The sequence below is a fragment of the Dactylosporangium roseum genome, assembly GCF_025264685.1.
Classification (GTDB): domain Bacteria; phylum Actinomycetota; class Actinomycetes; order Mycobacteriales; family Micromonosporaceae; genus Dactylosporangium; species Dactylosporangium roseum.
In genome coordinates, this window is sequence record NZ_CP073721.1 from 4,714,357 (window position 1) to 4,733,167 (window position 18,811).

Sequence of the window (18,811 nt, forward strand, 5' to 3'; positions counted from 1 at the left end):
CGACACTATTAGGTGTCGCCAAGTAGCACCGCCCGAGCCGCGGCGCCACCGTGACACGAGCCACGGCAGACATGCCGACATGTCGGAAATCGGAGGGCAACCACAATTTCACCCGCCCCGGATGACCGGTCCTACGGTTTCGTTACCGGCCGGTAGCAGCGAAGGTTGTGGACGGTGACCCTGGCCCGCGGGAGTCCCGGTTTTTGTCGTGACCCAACCTTTGAGAGGCTTACTCGGTGTTCAGCCGCATCGCCATCGTCAATCGGGGAGAAGCCGCCATGCGGCTGATCCACGCCGTCCGCGAGCTCAACGCCGAGACCGGGGCCGCGCCGATCGAGACCATCGCCCTCTATACCGACGCCGAGCGCACCGCCACCTTCGTCCGCGAAGCCGACGACAGCTACTGCCTCGGGCCCGCGTCGGCCCGGCCGTATCTGGACCACGGCGTCCTCGAGCGCGCGCTGGTCCGGACCCGGGCGGACGCCGCGTGGGTGGGCTGGGGCTTCGTCGCCGAGGACCCGGCCTTCGCCGAGCTGTGCGAGAAGATCGACGTCACGTTCATCGGCCCGAGCGCCGACGCGATGCGCAAGCTCGGCGACAAGATCGGCGCGAAGCTGATCGCCGAGGAGGTCGGCGTCCCGGTGGCGCCGTGGAGCCGCGGCGCGGTGGCGAGCCTCGACGCCGCCAAGCGGGCGGCGGCCGAGATCGGCTACCCGCTGATGCTCAAGGCGACCGCGGGCGGTGGCGGCCGGGGCATCCGGGTCGTGCGCAGCGACGACGAGCTCGCCGATGCCTACGAGCGCACGAGCCTGGAGGCGGCACGCGCGTTCGGCAGCGGCGTGGTGTTCCTGGAGCGCCTCGTCACCGGCGCGCGGCACGTCGAGGTGCAGGTGATCGCCGACGGCCAGGGCACCGCGTGGGCACTTGGGGTCCGGGACTGCTCGGTGCAGCGGCGCAATCAGAAGGTCATCGAGGAGTCCTCCTCCCCCGTGCTCGCCCCCGAGCAGACCCTCGAGCTGAAGGCGGCGGCCGAGCGGCTCGCGCTGGCCGTGGACTACCGCGGCGCGGGCACCGTCGAGTTCCTCTACCACCCCGGCGAGCGCCTGTTCGCCTTCCTCGAGGTCAACACCCGGCTGCAGGTCGAGCACCCGATCACCGAGGCCACCACCGACTTCGACCTGGTCAAGGCGCAGATCCACGTCGCCGCCGGCGGCCGGCTCGGCGAGCGGATCCCGGCCGAGGCCGGACATGCCGTCGAGGCCAGGCTCAACGCCGAGGACCCCGACCGCGACTTCGCGCCGTCGCCCGGCCGGATCGTCCGGCTGGCCCTGCCCAGCGGCCCCGGCATCCGCGTCGACACCGGGGTCAGCGAGGGCGACGTGATCCCGGCCGACTTCGATTCGATGATCGCCAAGATCATCGCCTACGGCCGCACCCGCGACGAGGCGCTCGGCCGGCTGCGCCGCGCCGTCACCGAGACCACGGTGATCATCGAGGGCGGCGCCACCAACAAGAGCTTCCTGCTCGACCTGCTCGACCAGCCCGAGGTGATCGACGCGAGCGCGGACACCGGCTGGATCGACCGGGTCCGCGCGCAGGGCCGCCTGGTGTCCACCAAACACTCCGGCATCGCGCTGGCCGCGGCCGCGATCGAGGGCTACGAGGACGAGGCGCTCGTCGAGCAGCAGCGACTGCTGTCCACCGCGCACGGCGGCCGCCCGCAGGTCCAGCACAAGAGCGGCCGGCCGATCGACCTCAAGCTCCGCGGCGCGAGCTACCGGGTGACCGTCGCGCAGACCGGGCCGCACCGGTTCCGCGTCGGCATCGGGGACTCCTCCACCCTGGACGCCGAGCTCGAACGGTTCGACGAGCACACCGGCCGGATCCTGGTCAACGGCCGGCGTTTCCGGCTGGTCACCGACACGCACGGGCCCACGCACCTCGTCGAGGTCGACGGCGTCACGCACCGCGTCAGCCGCGACGAGGGCGGTGTGCTGCGCTCCCCCGCGCCCGCGCTGGTCGTCGCGACCCCGCTCGCGGTGGGGGACGAGGTCGAGGCGGGCGCGCCCGTGCTCGTCCTGGAGAGCATGAAGATGGAGACCGTGCTGCGCGCGCCGTTCAAGGCGAAGGTGCGGGAGTCCCTGATCTCCGTCGGCAGTCAGGTGGAGACCGGCGCGCCGCTGCTGCGCCTGGAACCGATCGGTGACGAGGCCGCGGGCGGCGCCGGGCCGGCGGCCGCCGAAACCGCGACCGTCGACCTGGACCTGCCGCCCGAGCCGGCCGGCCTGTCCGCCGAGGCCCGGGTCGCGCGCGGCATCGCCGACCTGCGCAGCCTGCTGCTCGGCTACGACCTCGACCCCCGCGACGAGCGCCGGGCGCTGTCCGGCTATCTGGCCGCGCGGGCCCAGCTCAGCCACCGCCCGCTCGAGGAGGAGGTCGAGCTGCTGCGGGTGTTCGCCGACCTGTCGGAGCTCAGCCGCAACCGGCCGGCCGCCGAGGAGGCCAGGGCCGACACCCGGGTCCACAGCCCGCGCGAGTACTTCCACACCTACCTGCAGAGCCTCGACGTCGAGCGCGCCGGGCTGTCGGACACCTTCCGCAGCCGGCTCGCCCGGGTGCTCGCCCACTACGGCGTCCGCGACTTCGAGCGCACGCCCGCGCTGGAAGAGGCGGTGTTCCGGATCTTCCTCGCGCAGCAGCGGGCGTCGGCCGACGTCTCGGTGGTCGTCGCCTTCCTGCAGCAGTGGCTGACCGAGCCGCTGCCCGCCGACGAGCTCCGCGAGCTGGTCGGCCAGGCACTGGAGCACCTGGTCTTCGCCACCCAGCTCCGGTTCCCGGCGGTCGGCGACCTGGCCCGCAGCGTCGTCTTCCGCTGGGCCGCCCAGCCGATGCTGCGCCGCAAGCGCGCCGAGGTGTACGCGGGCGTTCGGGGCCACCTCCGCCACCTCGACGAGCACCCCGACGCGCCCGACCGCGCCGAGCGGATCGCGAAGATGGTCGCCTCGCCCGAGCCCCTGGTCCGGCTGCTCGGCCAGCGCATCGGCAAGCCGGGCGTCGACCACGGCCCGTTGCTCGAGGTGCTCAGCCGCCGCTACTACGGCAACCGCGGCGCGATCGACGCGCGAGTCGTCGAGGTCGCGGGGCATTCGTTCTTCACCGCGGAGTACGACCGCGACGGCGAGCGCTTCCGGCTGATCGCGGCGGCGACGGACTTCGGCGAGCTGCCCGCGATCCTGGAGCGGGTCGCCGGGCTGTCCAACTCGAGCTCCGTCGCCGACGTGTATCTGACCTGGGCCGACGAGTCCGACGCGGACGTGATGGCCACGACCCTGCGGGAGATCCTCGAGCGCGCCGGGCTGCTGGACGTGCTCCAGCGGGTGACGATGTCGGTGGCCGGGCACAACGGCACGGCGATGCACCACCACTTCACCTTCCGTCCGGGCCTGGGTGAGGACCGGGTCATCCGCGGGCTGCACCCGCTGATCGCCCGGCGCCTGCAACTGCCGCGGCTGCGGAACTTCGACCTGACCCGGCTGCCGTCCGCGGACGAGGAGGTCTACGTCTTCCACTGCGTCGCCCCGGACAACCCGGCCGACGAGCGGCTGGCGGCGATGGCCCAGGTCCGCGACCTGACCCCGCTGCGTGACGTCGACGGCCGGATCCTCGCGCTGCCCGCGGTCGAAGGCGCGCTGGACGCGTGTCTCGACGCGATCCGCACGGTCCAGGCGCAGCGGTCCACGAGGAAACGGTTCGACACCAACCGGATCACGATCTACGTCTGGCCGCCGAGCGAGCTGACCATCGAGGAGCTGAACGCCGTCGCGCAGCGCCTGCTGCCGCTCACGGCCGGAGCCGGCCTGGAGGAGGTCCTGTTCCTCGGCCGACAGCGCGACGCGGCCACCGGCGAGCTGAGCGACATCGCGGTCAAGGTCTCCTACGACGCCGGCATGCGGGTGTCGGTCGCGGAGCCGACGGCCGAGCCGATCCAGCCGCTCGACGACTACCGGCAGAAGGTGCTCTCGGCGCGGCGGCGCGGCACGACGTACCCGTACGAGCTGACCGAGATGCTGGCCGGACCCCTCGGCAGCTTCACCGAGCACGACCTCGACGACGCCGGCGAGCTGGTCCCGGTCGAGCGACCGAAGGGGCAGAACAAGGCGGGCATCGTCGCCGGTGTGGTCAGCACGCCGACCGAGCGGTACCCCGAAGGCGTCACCCGGGTGGTGCTGCTCGGCGACCCGACCAAGGCGCTGGGCGCGCTGTCCGAGCCGGAGTGCGCTCGGGTGATCGCCGCGCTCGACCTGGCCGAGCGGATGCGCGTGCCGGTCGACTGGTTCGCGCTGTCGGCGGGCGCGCGGATCTCGATGGACTCGGGCACCGAGAACATGGACTGGGTCGCCGCCGCGCTCAAGCGGATCGTGGAGTTCACCCAGCGCGGCGGTGAGATCAACATCCTCGTCGCCGGGATCACCGTGGGCGCCCAGCCGTACTGGAACGCCGAGGCCACGATGCTCATGCACACCAAGGGCATCCTGGTGATGACCCCGGACTCGGCGATGGTGCTCACCGGCAAGCAGTCGCTGGACTTCTCCGGCGGGGTGTCGGCCGAGGACAACTTCGGCATCGGCGGCTACGACCGGGTGATGGGCCCCAACGGCCAGGCCCAGTACTGGGCGCCGGACCTCCAGGCCGCCCGCAACCTGCTGATGACGTACTACGACCACACGTACATCGCGCCCGGCGAGACCCACCCGCGCCGGGCGGTCACGTCCGACCCGGCCGATCGTGACGTCTCCGGCTACCCGCACGCGGTACCGGACAGCGACTTCACGACCGTCGGTGAGATCTTCTCCCGGGAGCACAACCCCGACCGCAAGAAGGCGTTCGACATCCGCACCCTGATGCGGGCCGTGGCCGACCAGGACCACGTGGTCCTGGAGCGCTGGGCTGGCATGGCCGACGCCGAGACCGCGATCGTGCAGGACGTGCACCTCGGCGGCATCCCGGTGTGCCTGCTCGGCATCGAGTCCCGGTCGGTGCCGCGGCGCGGGTTCCCGCCCACCGACGGCCCGGACACCTACACCGCGGGCACCCTGTTCCCGCGCTCGTCCAAGAAGGCCGCGCGGGCGATCAACGCGGCCAGCGGGAACCGGCCGCTGGTCGTGCTGGCCAACCTGTCCGGGTTCGACGGCTCGCCGGAGTCGATGCGGCGGTTGCAGCTCGAGTACGGCGCGGAGATCGGCCGGGCGATCGTGAACTTCCGCGGCCCGATCGTGTTCTGCGTGATCTCGCGGTACCACGGCGGTGCGTTCGTGGTGTTCTCCAAGGCGCTCAACCCGAACATGACCGTGCTCGCCGTGGAGGGCTCGTTCGCGTCCGTCATCGGCGGGGCGCCCGCGGCGGCCGTGGTGTTCGCCGGTGACGTCAACGCGCGCACGGCGAAGGATCCGCGCGTGTCCGAACTGGAGGCGCGCGTCGCCGCGGCGACCGGCGCGGAGCGCGCGGCACTCGTCGCGCGGCTCATCGACGTCCGGGCCACGGTCCGGGCGGAGAAGCTGGGAGAGGTGGCCGCCGAGTTCGACGGCGTGCACAGCATCCAGCGCGCCGTCAAGGTCGGCTCCGTGGACGCCATCATCCGGCCCGAGGAGCTGCGCCCGCAGATCATCGCGGCCGTCGAGCGCGGCCTCGGCGGCGGGTCGGACCAGGAGGCGTAGCGCCAACCCCGGCCAAGCCCGACAATTCGGGCTTGGCCGGCGAGGTGTCGCCGCCGAGGCGTGTCGGCCGGCGCACGTTCCGCCGCGATCCGCCGCTAGGCCGCTCGATCTCATGATCATGGGAAAGATATGGCTGCCCCGCTAGCCATATCTTTCCCATGATCATCGAGTCGCCCGGCCCGGAACGCGCCGCCCCGGGGTCCAGCGGCGACCGCACCTCCGCCGGACGTCATCACCTTCCGTCGCGTTGCCGTCGCATGTGGCAAGGCCGCATAGCAGATGAGACCAGCGTGTTTGACGATCTGCGCGTCCCGTATCGACGCGGCCCTGTGGCACAGCTCCGGAATGTTTCCGACCACCCGGCGCGGGGAATGACGGCGCTCGACACCCGAACCCGCCAAGGAGCACTTGTGTACATAGTTCGCGCCGGTAGCGTTCTCGCCGACACCGCGGCCGAGGTATTCAGCCGGCATCAGCCCGGTCCGGACGGGACCTGCCCGGCGTGCGGGCACGTCGCGCCGTGCCCCACGGGCACCTATGCGAGCAGCGTCACAGCGGCTGTCGAGCCGCTGCCCCGCGATCCCGACCTCGACGGCTGGCCGGCGTCGGCCGCCTGACCCTCCGGCAGGGCCCGCAACTCCCGGACGCGCGACGACGGGTGCCGACGGCGACCGTGGCCGCCGGAGATCGCCGCCATGAACTCCCTGGTACTGGCCGCACAGGTGGAGGCGAAACCGCCCGCCGCCACACGGCACCGGTCGTCGGGGGCCGCGACGACGACGCCATGTACCTCGTCCTGGCCGCGACCGCGTGAGCGGTCCGCGACGCAGCGGAGGGGCCGCTCCGCATGAACCGGAGACGCTACTGTTCCTGACGGCGCGGCTGTTGTTCCTCGGCACCTCCGACGAGGCGACCGTGCTGCGCCGCGGGCGCCGGCCGGCCCGCCTGCTCGGCCGTGCCCCGAAGTCGTGCGAACGTCGCCAGGTGGGGTAGGAGGACAGCATGCCGGTACAGCTCAACCACACCATCGTCCACGCCAGCGACGGGCCGCGCACCGCCGCCTTCCTGGCCGACCTGCTCGGCCTGCCGCCGCCGGCCCGCTACGGTCCGTTCCTGGTCGTCCAGCTAGCCAACGGCGTCTCGCTCGACGTCGCCACCGCCCCCGGCCCGATCGCCGTGCAGCACTACGCGTTTCTGGTCACCGAGGAGGAGTTCGACCGGATCCACGACCGGATCACCGAGCGCGGGCTGGACTACTGGGCGGATCCGTTCCACTCGGAGCCGGGCCGCATCAACCGCAACGACGGCGGACGCGGCCTCTACTGGTCCGACCCCGACGGCCACAACCTCGAGATCATCACCCGTCCGTACGGCTCCGGGCGCTGAGCCGGTACGGGGACCGGCTCCCCCGGCGGCGCGGCTCGGCCAGGCGCAGCTCGACCCGCACGTCCGCCTTGAGCCTGCGCAGGTCGTCCGGCTCGCTCACCGCGCCGCGGTCCGGTCGAGCCAGTCACGGAAGCTGATCCGGCCGATGGTCGCGCCGGCGCCCGGCAGCAGGGCCCGCTCCCCCACCTCGGAGCCGAAGTACGTGCCGTGCGGGTCCCCGACGACCTGCCGCGGGTCGTTCCAGCCGGCCAACGCGGTCCGGACGAACTCGTCCATCCGGACCGCCTCCGGCCCGGCCACCTCGACCCTGCCGTTCACCGGCGCGGCCACCGCGGCCCGGGCGACGGCCGCGGAAACCTCTTCCGCCGCGATGGGCTGGTAGAACGCGTGCGGCAGGCGGACGGTGCCGGCCTCGGTGGACGCGTCGGCGATGCCGCGGGTGAACTCGAAGAACTGGGTGGCCCGCACGATGGTGAACGGGATCGACGACTTCTCGATGAGCGCCTCCTGGGCGATCTTCGCCTGGAAGTAACCGTTGTCCGGCGTGCGGTCGATGCCCACGATCGACAGCGCGACGTGGTGGCCGACCCCCGCGGCCTCCTCCGCGGCGAGCAGGTTGCGGGTGGAGGTCTCGAAGAACTCCAGGACCGCGGCGGGGTCGAAGGACGGCGAGTTGGCCACGTCGACGGCCACCGAGGCGCCGGCCAGGGCCTCGGCCAGGCCCTCACCCGTGAGGGTGTTGACGCCGCGGCTCGGCGCCGCGGCCACCGCCTCGTGACCCTGCTCACCGAGCCACGCCACCACCTTCGACCCGATCAGACCGGTACCACCGACTACCACGATCTTCATGACGACCCTTTCTGTTCCGACCGGGCGCTCCTCGCCGGCGACCTACCCACAAAGCGGCGGGAGCCAGCACGTACGGCCGAAAAGAACCGGCAGCCCGGGTCCGGCTCACACCCGGACTCACGCCGTGCCGCGGACGGTGCCGTTCGTTCGGACGGCCCACGCGGCGTCAAGGACGCGGCAGGATCCGCTCCACAGCCGCCGGAATTCCGGCAATTCTCGCAGCGGCGTGCCGCAGGACGGCGATCACCACCGCGACCGCCCCGGCCGCCACGACCGCGAACAGCGTCAAGGTGATCACGGAGGTCCGGTCGTCGCGCGGCAGAGTGCCGGCGGCCGGCGACGCGGGCTCCTCCAGCCACGCGGCGTCGCCGGCTCGCCTCATCACGTCCACGATCACTACGACGGCGCCGCCGCGCCCCGGGTTCCCACCCCACCCCCCGGACTGCGTTGATCATGCACTTGTGGTGCCACGAAACTCCCGCGATGTCCGGGTTTGTCAGGCACCACAACTGCATGATCAACGCAGCGGGGTGGGGGTCGGCGCGGCGGGGTGGGGGTCGGCGCGGCCGGGTGGGGGTCGGCGCGGTCGGGTGGGGACGGCGCGGCCGGGTGGGGGTCGGCGTGGTCGGGTGGGGGGTTAACGCGGCCGGGTGGGGGCCATTAACGCGGCCGCGCGGTGGATCGTCTCGCGCAGGTTGGTCTCCGTCGTGGCGGCCAGCGCCTCGGCGACGGTGAGCCAGCGCAGCGGCGCGTCCGGCTTCTCGGGGCGGGCGGCGTCCGGGTCGGCGGTCGCGAGCAGGACACGCACGTCGGCGTGCTCGTGCGCCGGCTCGTCGCCCTTCGCGGCCACGGGAACGACGACGACGTGCACGACGGCGGCGTCCGGCCACGGCACGAGATCCGTCAGGCCGGTCTCCTCGCGACCCTCCCGCAGGGCCACCTCGACCGGATCCGTCTCCCCCGGGTCGCCGTGCCCGCCGACCTGCAGCCACGCCCGCTGCCGCTCGTGCCAGCGCAGCAGTACGCGCCCCGTCGGCGGATGCACGATCAGCGCCGAGCCCGTGACGTGCAGCGGGATCGAGCGGCTCCACGGGTCGTCGACGGCCCGCAGCAGCTCGGCGACCCGCGCGACGTCCCCGGCCTCGGTCGGGCCACCGGCACGGTAGCCGGACAGCAGCTCGGCAAGCATGGCGACAGCCTACGGCCCGGCCGGAAGGGCACCGGCCGCCGGTACGACCACAATGACCAATTGGTCCGCGGCCTTCCCCAGCGTGACCGCCGCAACCGCGCGTGACACGTTCGCGGGCGACACGGGGCCGCCGTCGAGGTAGCCGCCGCTCGCCCCGGCAGCACCGGGACGTGGGCGCCGGCCGTCGGGCGAGGTGACGCCGGGCACCACCACACCAGGTCGCTACCGTCCAGTCACGGTTCTGTCTCGCACCTGGGGCCGTATCGATGTACCGTGGCCGACACGAACTTACCTTCGCGGCGGCGACGCCGCCTTCCACGCGGACACGGGGAGCAGGCTATGGGACGCGGACGAGCCAAGGCCAAGCAAGCGCGGATCGCCCGGGAGTTGAAGTACTTCAGCCCGCCCACCGACCTCGCCGCGTTGCAGCACGAGCTGGCCGGCGCGCAGCAATCCGGCGATCATGAGCCCGGCGTGCTGGAGCACCCCAGCGAGCGTGACGACCGCCCCGCACGCTGACGCGAAGCGGGTCCGAGCCGCCGCCCGAGCAGTCCCAGATCCGCAGCCGAGCGCACGCCCGATACGGTCGAGCACACCGGCGCCGCCGCTCAGACGACCGTCCCCTTGACCGGCACGAACCCGCCGGACACCGACCGGATACGCGCCACCAGGGCGGCGACGAACGGCTCCTGGCCGAACCGGCCGAGGCCGCCGGCGAAACGGTGCGCGCGGGCTTCGTAGAACAGGCACGCCCGCAGCACGTCGACGTCCTCGCCGAGTCCTCCGGTCCGCTGCCAGCGATCCCGCACGGATCCGACCACGGCGGCGAGGGCCTCCAGGCCTCCGTGCAGCTCGTAGCCGTTGTAGGTGTGCGCGAACCCGGAGAACTCATCACTGCCGGCATCCTCGGCCGGCACCCGCACCTGTTCGGCCATGGCCACTCCGATACTCCCGCTGTCATGACGGCCGGCACTGCCCGCCCGGCCAGACGTGACCTGGCCGGGCACGTCGCACCGGCGGTGCCCACGGTAGACGACCACGGCACCCGGCCCGCGAACGTTCGCGCCGCCTGCCCCTGGCCGGACCTCACGGCGAGCCGACCGAGCACATGCCGGTACACCTCGCATGATCTGCGACGAGCGTGACCTGCGACGAGCGTGACCTGCGACGAGCGTGACCTGCGACGAGCGTGACCTGCGACGAGCGTGACCTGCGACGAGCGTGACCTGCCCGTGCTCGGCGCCCGCGGATGGCGGCTGCCGTGGCCGAGCGGGGTCGTCCGCGGCTGCCTCCACGCGGCGAAGTGCCCGGTGATCGTGGTGCCACCGCCGGCTCTGGCCCGGCTTGCCGGGCCGGGATCGCGGCGCGGAGCGGATCACCGCCGGCGGTCAGGCCCGGAGCTGACTCCTCGCGGCCGTGTCACGGGTCGCGTGCGGTGGCGGTGGACGGTGACGACTCGACCCGATCTTCCGGCGAACGTTAGCCGATCAGGGCACGGACCAGCACGATGGCCAGGAACACGACGATGAACGACAGGTCGATCGCGACCGACCGGAATCGCACGGGTGGCAGCACCCGGCGGACCGGGGCGAGCACCGGCTCGGTGACGGCGTGCACCGCCGAGGACAGCCGCGACCGGATCGACGTGGACGGCGCCGGGCCGGCCAGCGCCACGCTCCAGTCCAGCACCGCGCGGGCGATGAGCAGCAACTGCGCGACGAGCAGCAGCAGGCTCACGACGCCGAGGATCGATTGCATGCGGTACCTCCAGAAGCCCGGACGGGACGTGCGTCAACTGTGCGTCAGTTTGTTGTGAACAAGCTGAGCAACAGGTGCGCGTTTGGTCACAGACCGCTGATGGCGCGGTACCACCAACGTCGCCCGGCCCCCTCGCCGATCTTGCAGTTGTGGTGCCTGACAAACCGGTCATCCAGGGAGTGTCTCGGCACCACAACTGCAAGATCGACGCGCAAAACGGGGCTAGACGACAGCGATGTCTCGGACTCCGACGAGTCGTTCGATCCGCAACCGGCACAACAGGCTGCCGGCCGTGCTGTTGATCTGGCCGTACTTCTCCGCCTCCCCCGCCGGCACGTACCGTTCGGCGATCCGGGTCGCCCAGGTCACCAGGTCCGGCGGGTCCTCGACGAGCGACACCCCGCCGCGGACGGTCACGAAGTGGTACGGGAACTCCTCCACGTCCACGGTGAGCGCCGCCGTCGGGTTGGCCCGCAGATGACGGCCCTTCACCGAGGTCGTGCCGGTGCTGAAGACCAGGTCGCGGCCGTCGATGACGAACCAGATCGGCGCCACGTGCGGGTCGGCCGACGGTCCGGCCGTGGCCAGCTTGCCGGTGTGGGTGCCTTCCGCCAGGAAGGAGAGGGCCTCGGGCTCGGTCATCGTTGCCACACCTGAAGTCTTCCGCGCCCGGCGGCCGGGGCCGGATGAACACCGGCATGATCCGCCCAGCGCGGCCGGCGGCGACCCTCGTGACGCGCGCCCGTCGGCCGCGGATCGGGGGCCGACCGAGCCCGGCCGAGACGGCGGTCCGCCCGCCGGCGGCCGCACGCCTACCTTCGGGCCCTCTGCGGTTCCTCACCACGGCCGACGACCGGTCCGTCCTTCGCCACCACGCCCGCCTTCGGGGCCGTGGGGTCGTCGCTCCAGACCGCGGTGCTCCGCCTGGGGCCCACCATGACGGGCACGGCCACCGCGCGGCGGAACCGGCGCGGTGTCCAGTCCTTGTGCCGCATGGCGCGTTTCTCGACGAGGTGCCAGGACAGCATCCCGGCCGCGACCGCCGCGACCAGCGACAAAGCGGTGAACGGCAGGTAGCCCCACCGGTTCAGGCCGAAGCCGGCGAAGACCTGCTGCCCGACGAAGCCGTAGATGTAGATGCCGTACGAGTAGTCGTTGCGCCGCCCGATCCCGTGGAACACCCGCGGCAGCCGTACGCCGGCCCACACCAGCAGATAGACGAGTGCCGGGAGGCCCACCACGAAGAAGCCGCCCGCCAGCAGCGACACCACCAGCAGCACGGCGGAGGCGGCACCGAGGACGTCGTGCACCGGGATCCGCTCGCGGTACAGCTCCAGTGTCGCTCCCGCCAGGAACAGGAAGCCCAGGTAGATCAGCCAGTGCGGGAACACCTCCCCCACCAGCGGCAGGTTGACCATGCCGTAGTGCGCCGCAGGCGGACCCGCCAGCTCGCGGCCCTGCACCTGGTCAGCGACGATCAGGCCGTACAGCACCAGGGCCGTGACCGGCACCAGCCACCGCTGCCGGCGCAGCACCATGGTGACGCCCAGCAACCCGGTCACCGCGTAGCAGGCCACCTCGTACACCAGCGACCACAACGCGCCGTCGAAGACGCTCGATTCGGTCTGCCGGCCCCACGGTGTGCTCGCGGCGAGGAGGTCCTGGATACCGTACTGGCGGACGCCGACGAACCAGTTCGCCAACACGTACCGCACCGGTCCCCGCGGCCAGTCCCAGAACCCCGCCAGGCTCCCCCGCTCGTGCCAGGCCACCAGCGGCGCGACCAGGAACGCCGTCACCAGCAGGCACACCCACAGCCCCGGCAGGATCCGCAACGCCCGGTGCCACACGAACCGCGGCAGCGACACCCGCCGCGCACTCCTCGTGATCAGCAGGCCCGACAACACGAAGAATCCGAACACGGCGAAGGTCCCGACGTTCGTCTGGCCGCGAAACGCCGCCAGCCCCAGGTCCTCCCAGCCGAATCCCAGTGACGTCGCGTGCGTGATCACCACCGACAGGGCCAGCCCCAGCCGGACCGTCCCGAATCCGTTGTCCCGGCCGTTGAACACACCCGCCAACCGCCCCCGCAGGCCGAACCGCCACAGCTTCCGCATTCAAGATCATTTCTTTGAGAGGTACCTGGACCAGCGCTGACACCCGGCACCGACCTCGGACAGGTGAGGCCGTCGGCGCTTCCGGCGACGGATGCCAGGTGTCGCCCCGGCACGGCGTAACACCGGCAGGGCACGCGAAACCGTGACCCGCGTCGCGGGAAGGCCGGAGACGAGGAACGTGCGGGGGTCAGCGCCGCCGGGTCATCAACCGCGAGCGGCTCAGGGCAGGCCGCGCCACCCCGCCGCCGCACCCCTCGGCGGCCCGCGCGTCCGTGCGGGCCGAGTCACCGGCCACGGCATCGCACATTGCCCGCATCCCCACCGCCCCCGTGCCATGACCGTCCCAGGAAACGTACTACGGCGAACCGGAGGTGAGCGGCGAAATGCCGATGGAGCGTCCCGAACAACCGATCAATTCCGCGTGGCCGCCGTCCGCTTCGGCCGTACAAATCTCCGAGGTGACCGAGGAGCGGGGTTCGGCGCACGCCGGTGGTGCCGCGAAATTTCCCGAAGGTCCGATATTCGGGAAAAGTTCGCTATCTCCCGTACTGACGACGCGAGATCCGGCCGAGCGACCCGCCGCCGGCGGGGTCACCACGGGTCAGCGGTCCGGGAACGGATCGGCACCGCGCCCGGACCGGTGCGTCCGGCCCTGCCGGGCCGTCGGACGGGTTCGACTGTCCACCCGTCCGACGCTACGTCCGCGCCGGGCCGCCGGGGAGGTTCCGGCGCCAATCTGGTACGCCGGATGCTCCCCGGCCGTGCCTCAGCGTCCCTCAGCGTCCGCCGGCGGCGTCGTACCGGTCGATGACGTCCTGGGCGAGCCGGCCCCGCTCCGAGATCTCGATGCCGTTGCGCTGTGCCCACTCCCGGATGGCCCGGTTGCGGTCCCGGTCGCCGCGGGTGGGGCCCTGCGGCACCGCCGTCCGGCCCGCACGGCCGGGGGCGGCGGCAGCGCTGTGCCGGCCGACCTTCTTCCCCGCCACGATGAACGGCGCGAAAGCCTCGCGCAGCTCACTCGCGTGCACCGCGGTGAGGTCGATCTCGTAGTCCACGCCGTCGATCCCGAACGACACGGTCTCGTCCGCCGGCTTGCCGTCGATGTCGTCGACCACTTCCTGGATCACGCGCCTCGCCACAACCCGTTCCTTCCCTTTCGTGCCGGTCATGTGCGCCTGCCCGGTTACTTACCCGGAGACGCGATCGGGACACATTGTCACACAAGTCGTTTGGCACCAAATGACGCGGCCGTATCAGCATTTCCCCGCGAATGGGAGCGCACCCCTACAACACAATTCCGGAAGGGAGATTCTGCCGTTCCGGGTAATGGCGGAAGTCCCGGCGCGGACATCCGGCCGTGGTACCGGTGCCCCATGGCTGCGGGCCAGGTGACCGAAGGCGACGATCGGCCTCATACCCGCCGGCCATTGACCTCAACCTAGGTTGAGGTATTAGCGTTTCCTTGGTGGCCGTTCGGGCGGACGCCGCCGAGGTGGAAGGGCAGGACGGTGACCGCTGCGGTGACGCGAACGGACGGCGCCGGCCGCGCCGGCCTGGTCGACGAGTTCCGGGCGGTGTTCCGGGGCCATCCCGCCGGTGTGGCGCTCGTCGCCGCGCGCGGCGCGCACGGCCCCGTCGGGCTGACCGTGTCCAGTGTCGCGTCGGTGTCGGCGGCCCCGCCCGCGCTGTCGTTCTCCCTGGGTGCCGGCCTGTCCGCACGCGCCCTGCTCGACGCGGAGACGTTCGTCGTGCACCTGCTGCACGCCGGCAGCGTCGACCTCGCCCGGGCGTTCGCGACCAGCGGCGGCCCGCGCTTCACCGCCGACCAGGGCTGGATGACCCTGCCGACCGGCGAACCGGCACTCGCCGGCGCCGGCGTCGTGATGCGCTGCCGGCGCCTGCACGCGATCCCCGTCGGCGACGCGACCCTGGTGGCGGCCGAGGTGCTGGAGGTGCTGACCCGCCCGTCCGGCGGGCAACCGCTCGTCTACCACGACCGCGCGTATCACCGCTTCGACGGATGACCGCCCGGCGACATCGCGGATTCGCCGCCGAGGCCCGAGGGCAGAGCACTCAACGGTCGGCGTCACGCACGGTCGGGGCCTCCACGAGCAGCGGCCCGAGGATCGTGCGCCAGTTGCCGGGCAGGTTCTCGGCCAGATGGGCGAGGTAGCGGCGCAGCACCAGGCCCGCGTCCGGGCTGTCGAGCTCCAGGCAGCCGTCGATCGTCTCCCAGCCGTCGTCCGGGTCGAGGCCGAGCCGGGTCAGGGCCGCGGCCACCGCCTCGTCCTCGAACAGCTCCTCGGTCCAGCCGACCGCCGCGCCCATGAGGTACCGCAGGTGGTAGGTCGTCTCGCCGGCCCGCAGCGCGCCGGTGTCCAGCTCGGTGTCCGCCCGGTCGTCGGTGAGCATGGACTCGTCCACGGCGTCGGCGACCAGCTCGGACCAGTAGGCCGCGTCGTGCCGGCCGTCGGTCTGCGCCAGGTGCTCGGCGGCGAACTCGGCCATCGCGGCGGCGTCGTCGATCAGCGGTGAGACGACCAGATCGCTGCTGTGGTCGAAGCCGAAGTAGTACCGGCGTCCGTCCACCGTCAGCGACTCGATCCCGGCGACGTGACCGTCGCGTTCGTCCAACGGCTCGTAGGTCATCCGGGCATCCTGCCAGGCCCGAGCCCGCCGCGATCACGGGTCCGGCGGTGCCGCCGGGAGTCCGAGCGCCTCCGCCGCCCGCCCGGCCAGTTCGCCCTCGGTCGTCGTGGTGTCGACCTCGATGGCCGGCAGGCCGAGCTGCCTCGTCTCCACGCGAAGGCGGTCCGTGAACATCCGGTCGCGCTCCAGGAGATTGTGCAGTGCCCGTTCCGGATCGCCGGTCCGGCCGGCGATCTCCCACAGTGAACCCCGGCTGTCGAACGCGGCCCGCCGGAAGCCGGGCGTCGGCAGCAGCCAGACGGCATGGCCGGGCCCGGCCAGCAGCGACCGGACAAGACCCGGCAGCAGCCGGAAGCCCTCGGCGACGACCGGCGGCCCGGCCGGGAGCCGCAGAAGGTCCTCGACGATCAGGCCGAAGCCCTCACCGCGGTACCAGTGGAACGTCTCCAGCATGATCTCCGGGGACCGGTGCACCCACCGTTCGTCCATGTCCATGGCCATGAACCCGTGCAGGTGAGGGCTGTCGCCGGGCGTGCTCCGCCCGGCGTGGTCCCTCATCACGGCGTCGGTCGAGTAGTGCACCAGCCCGTGCCGCTCCGCCAGCCGCCGGGCGACGGTCGACTTGCCCGCGCCGCTGCCGCCCCCGATCCAGTAGACGTGCCGCAGTCGCTCGCGTAGAGACCCGGGATCCACAGGATGCATCATCGCGCATCCGCGACCAGCACGTCGCGGATGCCCGCGGTGGTGCCGACCAGCGCCTCGACGACGGCCCGGTCGGTGTCGTCGACGAGCGGACCGGTGACGGTGGCCGCGCCACCCGTGACGGAGACCGTCCATCGTGGACGCCCGGCCGCGTAGGCGTCGAGACGTCGCTGTGCCTCCGCCGCCGCCGTCTCGTCGGTCGGCACCACCGTGCGCAGCACGTCGCGATGGCTGACCACACCGAGGACGTGTTCCCCGGTGACCACCGGCACGTTGTGCGCGTCGCGGTCGACCATCAGGCGGGCGAGCTCCGCGATGTCCGCGTCGGGCCAGGCGGCGACCGGGTGGCCCGACATCACCTCACTGACCGGCCGCGATCCGCCACCCGGCTGGGCGCGCAGCACGTCCAGCTCGCTGATCAGGCCGACGAGCACACCGTCGTCGTCCACCACCGGGGCCGAGGCGATGTGTTCCCGCCGGAGCAGCGCGAGCGCGTCGGCGACCGGCTGATCGGCTCGCACCGTGTGCGCGGGCCGGCTCATGATGTCCTTCACACGCATCCGGACCTCCCGAGAACGCGTAGGAACCCCATCGGGAAATGCCCCGGACGGCGGCGACCTCACCTCTCGGCCGTCCGCGGCCTAAATCCCGCGGGACAGGGCATCAGTCCGGACGCGCCCACGGCCAGCCGGCCGGCGCGGTGCCCGCGCAGCGAACGACCTGCCCATGGTGAGGAGAGAGCCATGCACAAGTACGCTGCCTACGCCACCGAGTTCATCGGGGCGTTCTTCCTGGTGTTCACGGTCGGCACCAGCGTGCTGTCCGGCACCCCCCTCGCGGCGCTGGCCATCGGCGCCATCTTCATGGTCATGGTCTACGCCGGCGCGCACGTGTCCGGCGGCCACTACAACCCCGCGCTGACCCTCGGCGTGCTCGTCCGGCGCCGGATCGACCTGCCCGACGCGATCGCCTACTGGGTGGCCCAGTTCGCCGGTGGTGTCGTCGGTGCGGTGGTGGCCTACTGGGTGATGAACCCGACGGGCATCGCACCCCTGGACGTGTCCGGACGGCGGTTGGTCACGGCACTGCTCGTCGAGCTGCTGTTCACGTTCGCGCTGGCCTACGTCATGCTCAACGTCGCGACGAGCAGGAGCAATCCGAACAACGCCTTCTACGGGCTGGCCATCGGCTTCACCATCACCGCCGGCACGGTCGCCGTCGGCCGGATCTCCGGAGCCGCGTTCAACCCCGCGGTCACGATCGGCGCCGCCGTGATGGGGCTGCTGGCGTGGCACATCGCCGCGCTCTACCTCGTCGTCCAGGTCATCGCCGGCTTCGCGGCCGGCTCGGTGTTCCTCGTGCTCAATCCGGAAGAGCAGCCGTCCAGGACCGAGCCCGTCGAGGCCACGCAAGCTCCCGCGCCCTAGGGTGACGGCGGGTGTGAGATCACTGGTGAACACCGCTCGATCTTGTGGTGTGCCATAGGTTCCAGATGACACCCGGCCCTCATTCCGGCCGAATACAACCGCACATTCACGTCCGGGTTCCCGGAATGCCCGCGCCGCGATGGCCGGGCGCGAGGCCGCACACGGTGGCCGCGGGATGCGCAGCCGAGCCCCGGACCGAATCCTGGAGCCGTCGTGTATACCATGCTGGCCCGCCTGTGCGCGGGCGCTGTCGCCGTGTCCATCGTCATCCTGCCCGCACCGGCCGCCGTCGCCACGCACGAACCGGCGACGCCCACCGTCAGCCTCCCGGCGCCGCCAGACCAGCAGCGAGTCGCCGCCGAACGCGCCACCCGCGCCTTCAACCGCCGACCACCGTCGAAACCCCAGGCGCTCCAGCCCGCCGCCAGACCCCCCGCGGTGCAGAAACCCGCGGTCGTGAAGCCCGCGACCAGGACGCCGAAGAACCCCCGCGGCAGCAGGCCCCCGAAGCCGCGGACGAACATCCTGGCCGTCGCCGCACCCGCGTCCGGACAGGCCGCCGTCGTCCTGCAGTACGCGCTCGCCCAGGTTGGCAAACCCTACGTGTGGGCCGCTGCCGGCCCGCGGGCGTTCGACTGTTCCGGTCTCGTGATGGCGTCGTACGCGCGGGTCGGCATCGGCCTGCCGCACCAGTCCGAGCAGATCGCCGCCCGCGGGCACAGGGTCCCCAATGGACAGTGGAGGCCCGGTGACATCATCCACACACCCGGCCATGTCGCCATCTATCTCGGCAACGGCCGGGTGGTCGAGGCCGCCAACCCGAGCGCCGGTGTGCGGACGGCCCCGGTGCGCGGCGGCGTCGCGTACCGATTCCTGTAGGGACCGACGTTCGAGGGCACGCGGTGGACGGACGAGGAGGCGGTCCGCCGCGACGTCGGGCCCTGCACGCCCGCACGGAGGCGCCGCGGCTCGCGACCGGCCGGAGCCCGGCCCGGATCACCCGGATCACGCCGTCGGCGC

General features: G+C 72.2%; 20 protein-coding genes. 8 read left to right on the plus strand and 12 right to left on the minus strand.

The features are described 5' to 3' along the window. Positions 1-236: 236 nt before the first annotated feature. The 4 genes from Drose_RS22120 to Drose_RS22135 all read left to right on the plus strand — a co-directional run bounded on the left by Drose_RS22120 (position 237) and on the right by Drose_RS22135 (position 7,100). Positions 237-5,714, plus strand: a complete 5,478-nt coding sequence (locus tag Drose_RS22120; protein WP_260723205.1) for an ATP-binding protein — start codon at positions 237-239, stop codon at positions 5,712-5,714. A 410-nt stretch (positions 5,715-6,124) separates the two neighbouring features. After that, entirely contained in the window at positions 6,125-6,331 is a 207-nt protein-coding gene (locus Drose_RS22125) for a hypothetical protein (protein WP_260723206.1), read from the plus strand. Between the two features lie 193 nt (positions 6,332-6,524). Continuing rightward, positions 6,525-6,707 carry a hypothetical protein gene (locus Drose_RS22130; RefSeq protein ID WP_260723207.1) on the plus strand — a complete coding sequence of 61 codons (183 nt, stop codon included), beginning with the start codon at positions 6,525-6,527 and terminating at the stop codon, positions 6,705-6,707. Between the two features lie 9 nt (positions 6,708-6,716). Beyond that, entirely contained in the window at positions 6,717-7,100 is a 384-nt protein-coding gene (locus Drose_RS22135) for a VOC family protein (protein WP_260723208.1), read from the plus strand. Here the strand turns inward: Drose_RS22135 and Drose_RS22140 are convergent. The 4 genes from Drose_RS22140 to Drose_RS22155 form a co-directional block, all read right to left on the minus strand. Beyond that, a complete protein-coding gene (locus Drose_RS22140; protein WP_260723209.1) occupies positions 7,072-7,200 on the minus strand; it encodes a hypothetical protein in 129 nt (42 codons plus the stop codon). The genes Drose_RS22135 and Drose_RS22140 overlap by 29 nt on opposite strands. After that, complete coding sequence (locus tag Drose_RS22145; protein WP_260723210.1) at positions 7,197-7,949, minus strand: SDR family oxidoreductase; 753 nt, start codon at positions 7,947-7,949, stop codon at positions 7,197-7,199. Before Drose_RS22145 ends, Drose_RS22140 begins: the two co-directional genes overlap by 4 nt. A 166-nt stretch (positions 7,950-8,115) precedes the next feature. Continuing rightward, positions 8,116-8,331 (minus strand): hypothetical protein, encoded by a 216-nt coding sequence (locus Drose_RS22150; protein WP_260723211.1) that lies wholly within the window; start codon positions 8,329-8,331, stop codon positions 8,116-8,118. A gap of 255 nt (positions 8,332-8,586) precedes the next feature. Beyond that, a complete protein-coding gene (locus tag Drose_RS22155; protein ID WP_260723212.1) occupies positions 8,587-9,138 on the minus strand; it encodes an NUDIX hydrolase in 552 nt (183 codons plus the stop codon). Between the two features lie 339 nt (positions 9,139-9,477). Here Drose_RS22155 and Drose_RS22160 point away from each other — a divergent pair, with 339 nt between their 5' ends. Further along, on the plus strand, positions 9,478-9,657 hold the full coding sequence (locus Drose_RS22160; RefSeq protein ID WP_260723213.1) for a DUF3073 domain-containing protein: 180 nt from the start codon (positions 9,478-9,480) through the stop codon (positions 9,655-9,657). 89 nt (positions 9,658-9,746) lie between these two features. On the opposite strand, the gene Drose_RS22165 is transcribed toward Drose_RS22160, so the two are convergent. The 5 genes from Drose_RS22165 to Drose_RS22185 form a co-directional block, all read right to left on the minus strand. Continuing rightward, positions 9,747-10,073: a hypothetical protein gene (locus Drose_RS22165; RefSeq protein ID WP_260723214.1), complete on the minus strand. Its 327-nt coding sequence runs from the start codon at positions 10,071-10,073 to the stop codon at positions 9,747-9,749. Between the two features lie 544 nt (positions 10,074-10,617). Beyond that, complete coding sequence (locus tag Drose_RS22170; protein WP_260723215.1) at positions 10,618-10,896, minus strand: YggT family protein; 279 nt, start codon at positions 10,894-10,896, stop codon at positions 10,618-10,620. A 222-nt stretch (positions 10,897-11,118) separates the two neighbouring features. After that, entirely contained in the window at positions 11,119-11,538 is a 420-nt protein-coding gene (locus tag Drose_RS22175; RefSeq protein WP_260723216.1) for a PPOX class F420-dependent oxidoreductase, read from the minus strand. Between the two features lie 170 nt (positions 11,539-11,708). Further along, entirely contained in the window at positions 11,709-13,013 is a 1,305-nt protein-coding gene (locus Drose_RS22180) for an acyltransferase family protein (protein ID WP_260723217.1), read from the minus strand. Between the two features lie 776 nt (positions 13,014-13,789). Beyond that, positions 13,790-14,152, minus strand: a complete 363-nt coding sequence (locus Drose_RS22185; protein ID WP_260723218.1) for a histone-like nucleoid-structuring protein Lsr2 — start codon at positions 14,150-14,152, stop codon at positions 13,790-13,792. Between the two features lie 381 nt (positions 14,153-14,533). On the opposite strand from Drose_RS22185, the gene Drose_RS22190 reads away from it, so the two are divergent. Next, positions 14,534-15,037 carry a flavin reductase family protein gene (locus tag Drose_RS22190; RefSeq protein WP_260723219.1) on the plus strand — a complete coding sequence of 168 codons (504 nt, stop codon included), beginning with the start codon at positions 14,534-14,536 and terminating at the stop codon, positions 15,035-15,037. Positions 15,038-15,086: 49 nt separating this feature from the next. On the opposite strand, the gene Drose_RS22195 is transcribed toward Drose_RS22190, so the two are convergent. The 3 genes from Drose_RS22195 to Drose_RS22205 are packed head-to-tail and all read right to left on the minus strand — an operon-like array spanning position 15,087 to position 16,924. Beyond that, a complete protein-coding gene (locus Drose_RS22195; protein ID WP_260723220.1) occupies positions 15,087-15,662 on the minus strand; it encodes a hypothetical protein in 576 nt (191 codons plus the stop codon). 33 nt (positions 15,663-15,695) lie between these two features. Further along, entirely contained in the window at positions 15,696-16,355 is a 660-nt protein-coding gene (locus Drose_RS22200; RefSeq protein ID WP_260723221.1) for an AAA family ATPase, read from the minus strand. Positions 16,356-16,363: 8 nt separating this feature from the next. Then, positions 16,364-16,924 (minus strand): CBS domain-containing protein, encoded by a 561-nt coding sequence (locus Drose_RS22205; protein WP_260723222.1) that lies wholly within the window; start codon positions 16,922-16,924, stop codon positions 16,364-16,366. Between the two features lie 183 nt (positions 16,925-17,107). Between Drose_RS22205 and Drose_RS22210 the strand changes: the two genes are divergently transcribed. Together Drose_RS22210 and Drose_RS22215 are read left to right on the plus strand one after the other, a co-directional pair. After that, positions 17,108-17,791, plus strand: coding sequence for an MIP/aquaporin family protein (locus Drose_RS22210; RefSeq protein WP_260723223.1), 684 nt, complete (start codon positions 17,108-17,110; stop codon positions 17,789-17,791). A gap of 222 nt (positions 17,792-18,013) precedes the next feature. Then, positions 18,014-18,670 carry a C40 family peptidase gene (locus Drose_RS22215; RefSeq protein ID WP_260729781.1) on the plus strand — a complete coding sequence of 219 codons (657 nt, stop codon included), beginning with the start codon at positions 18,014-18,016 and terminating at the stop codon, positions 18,668-18,670. The last annotated feature ends 141 nt before the right edge of the window (positions 18,671-18,811 follow it).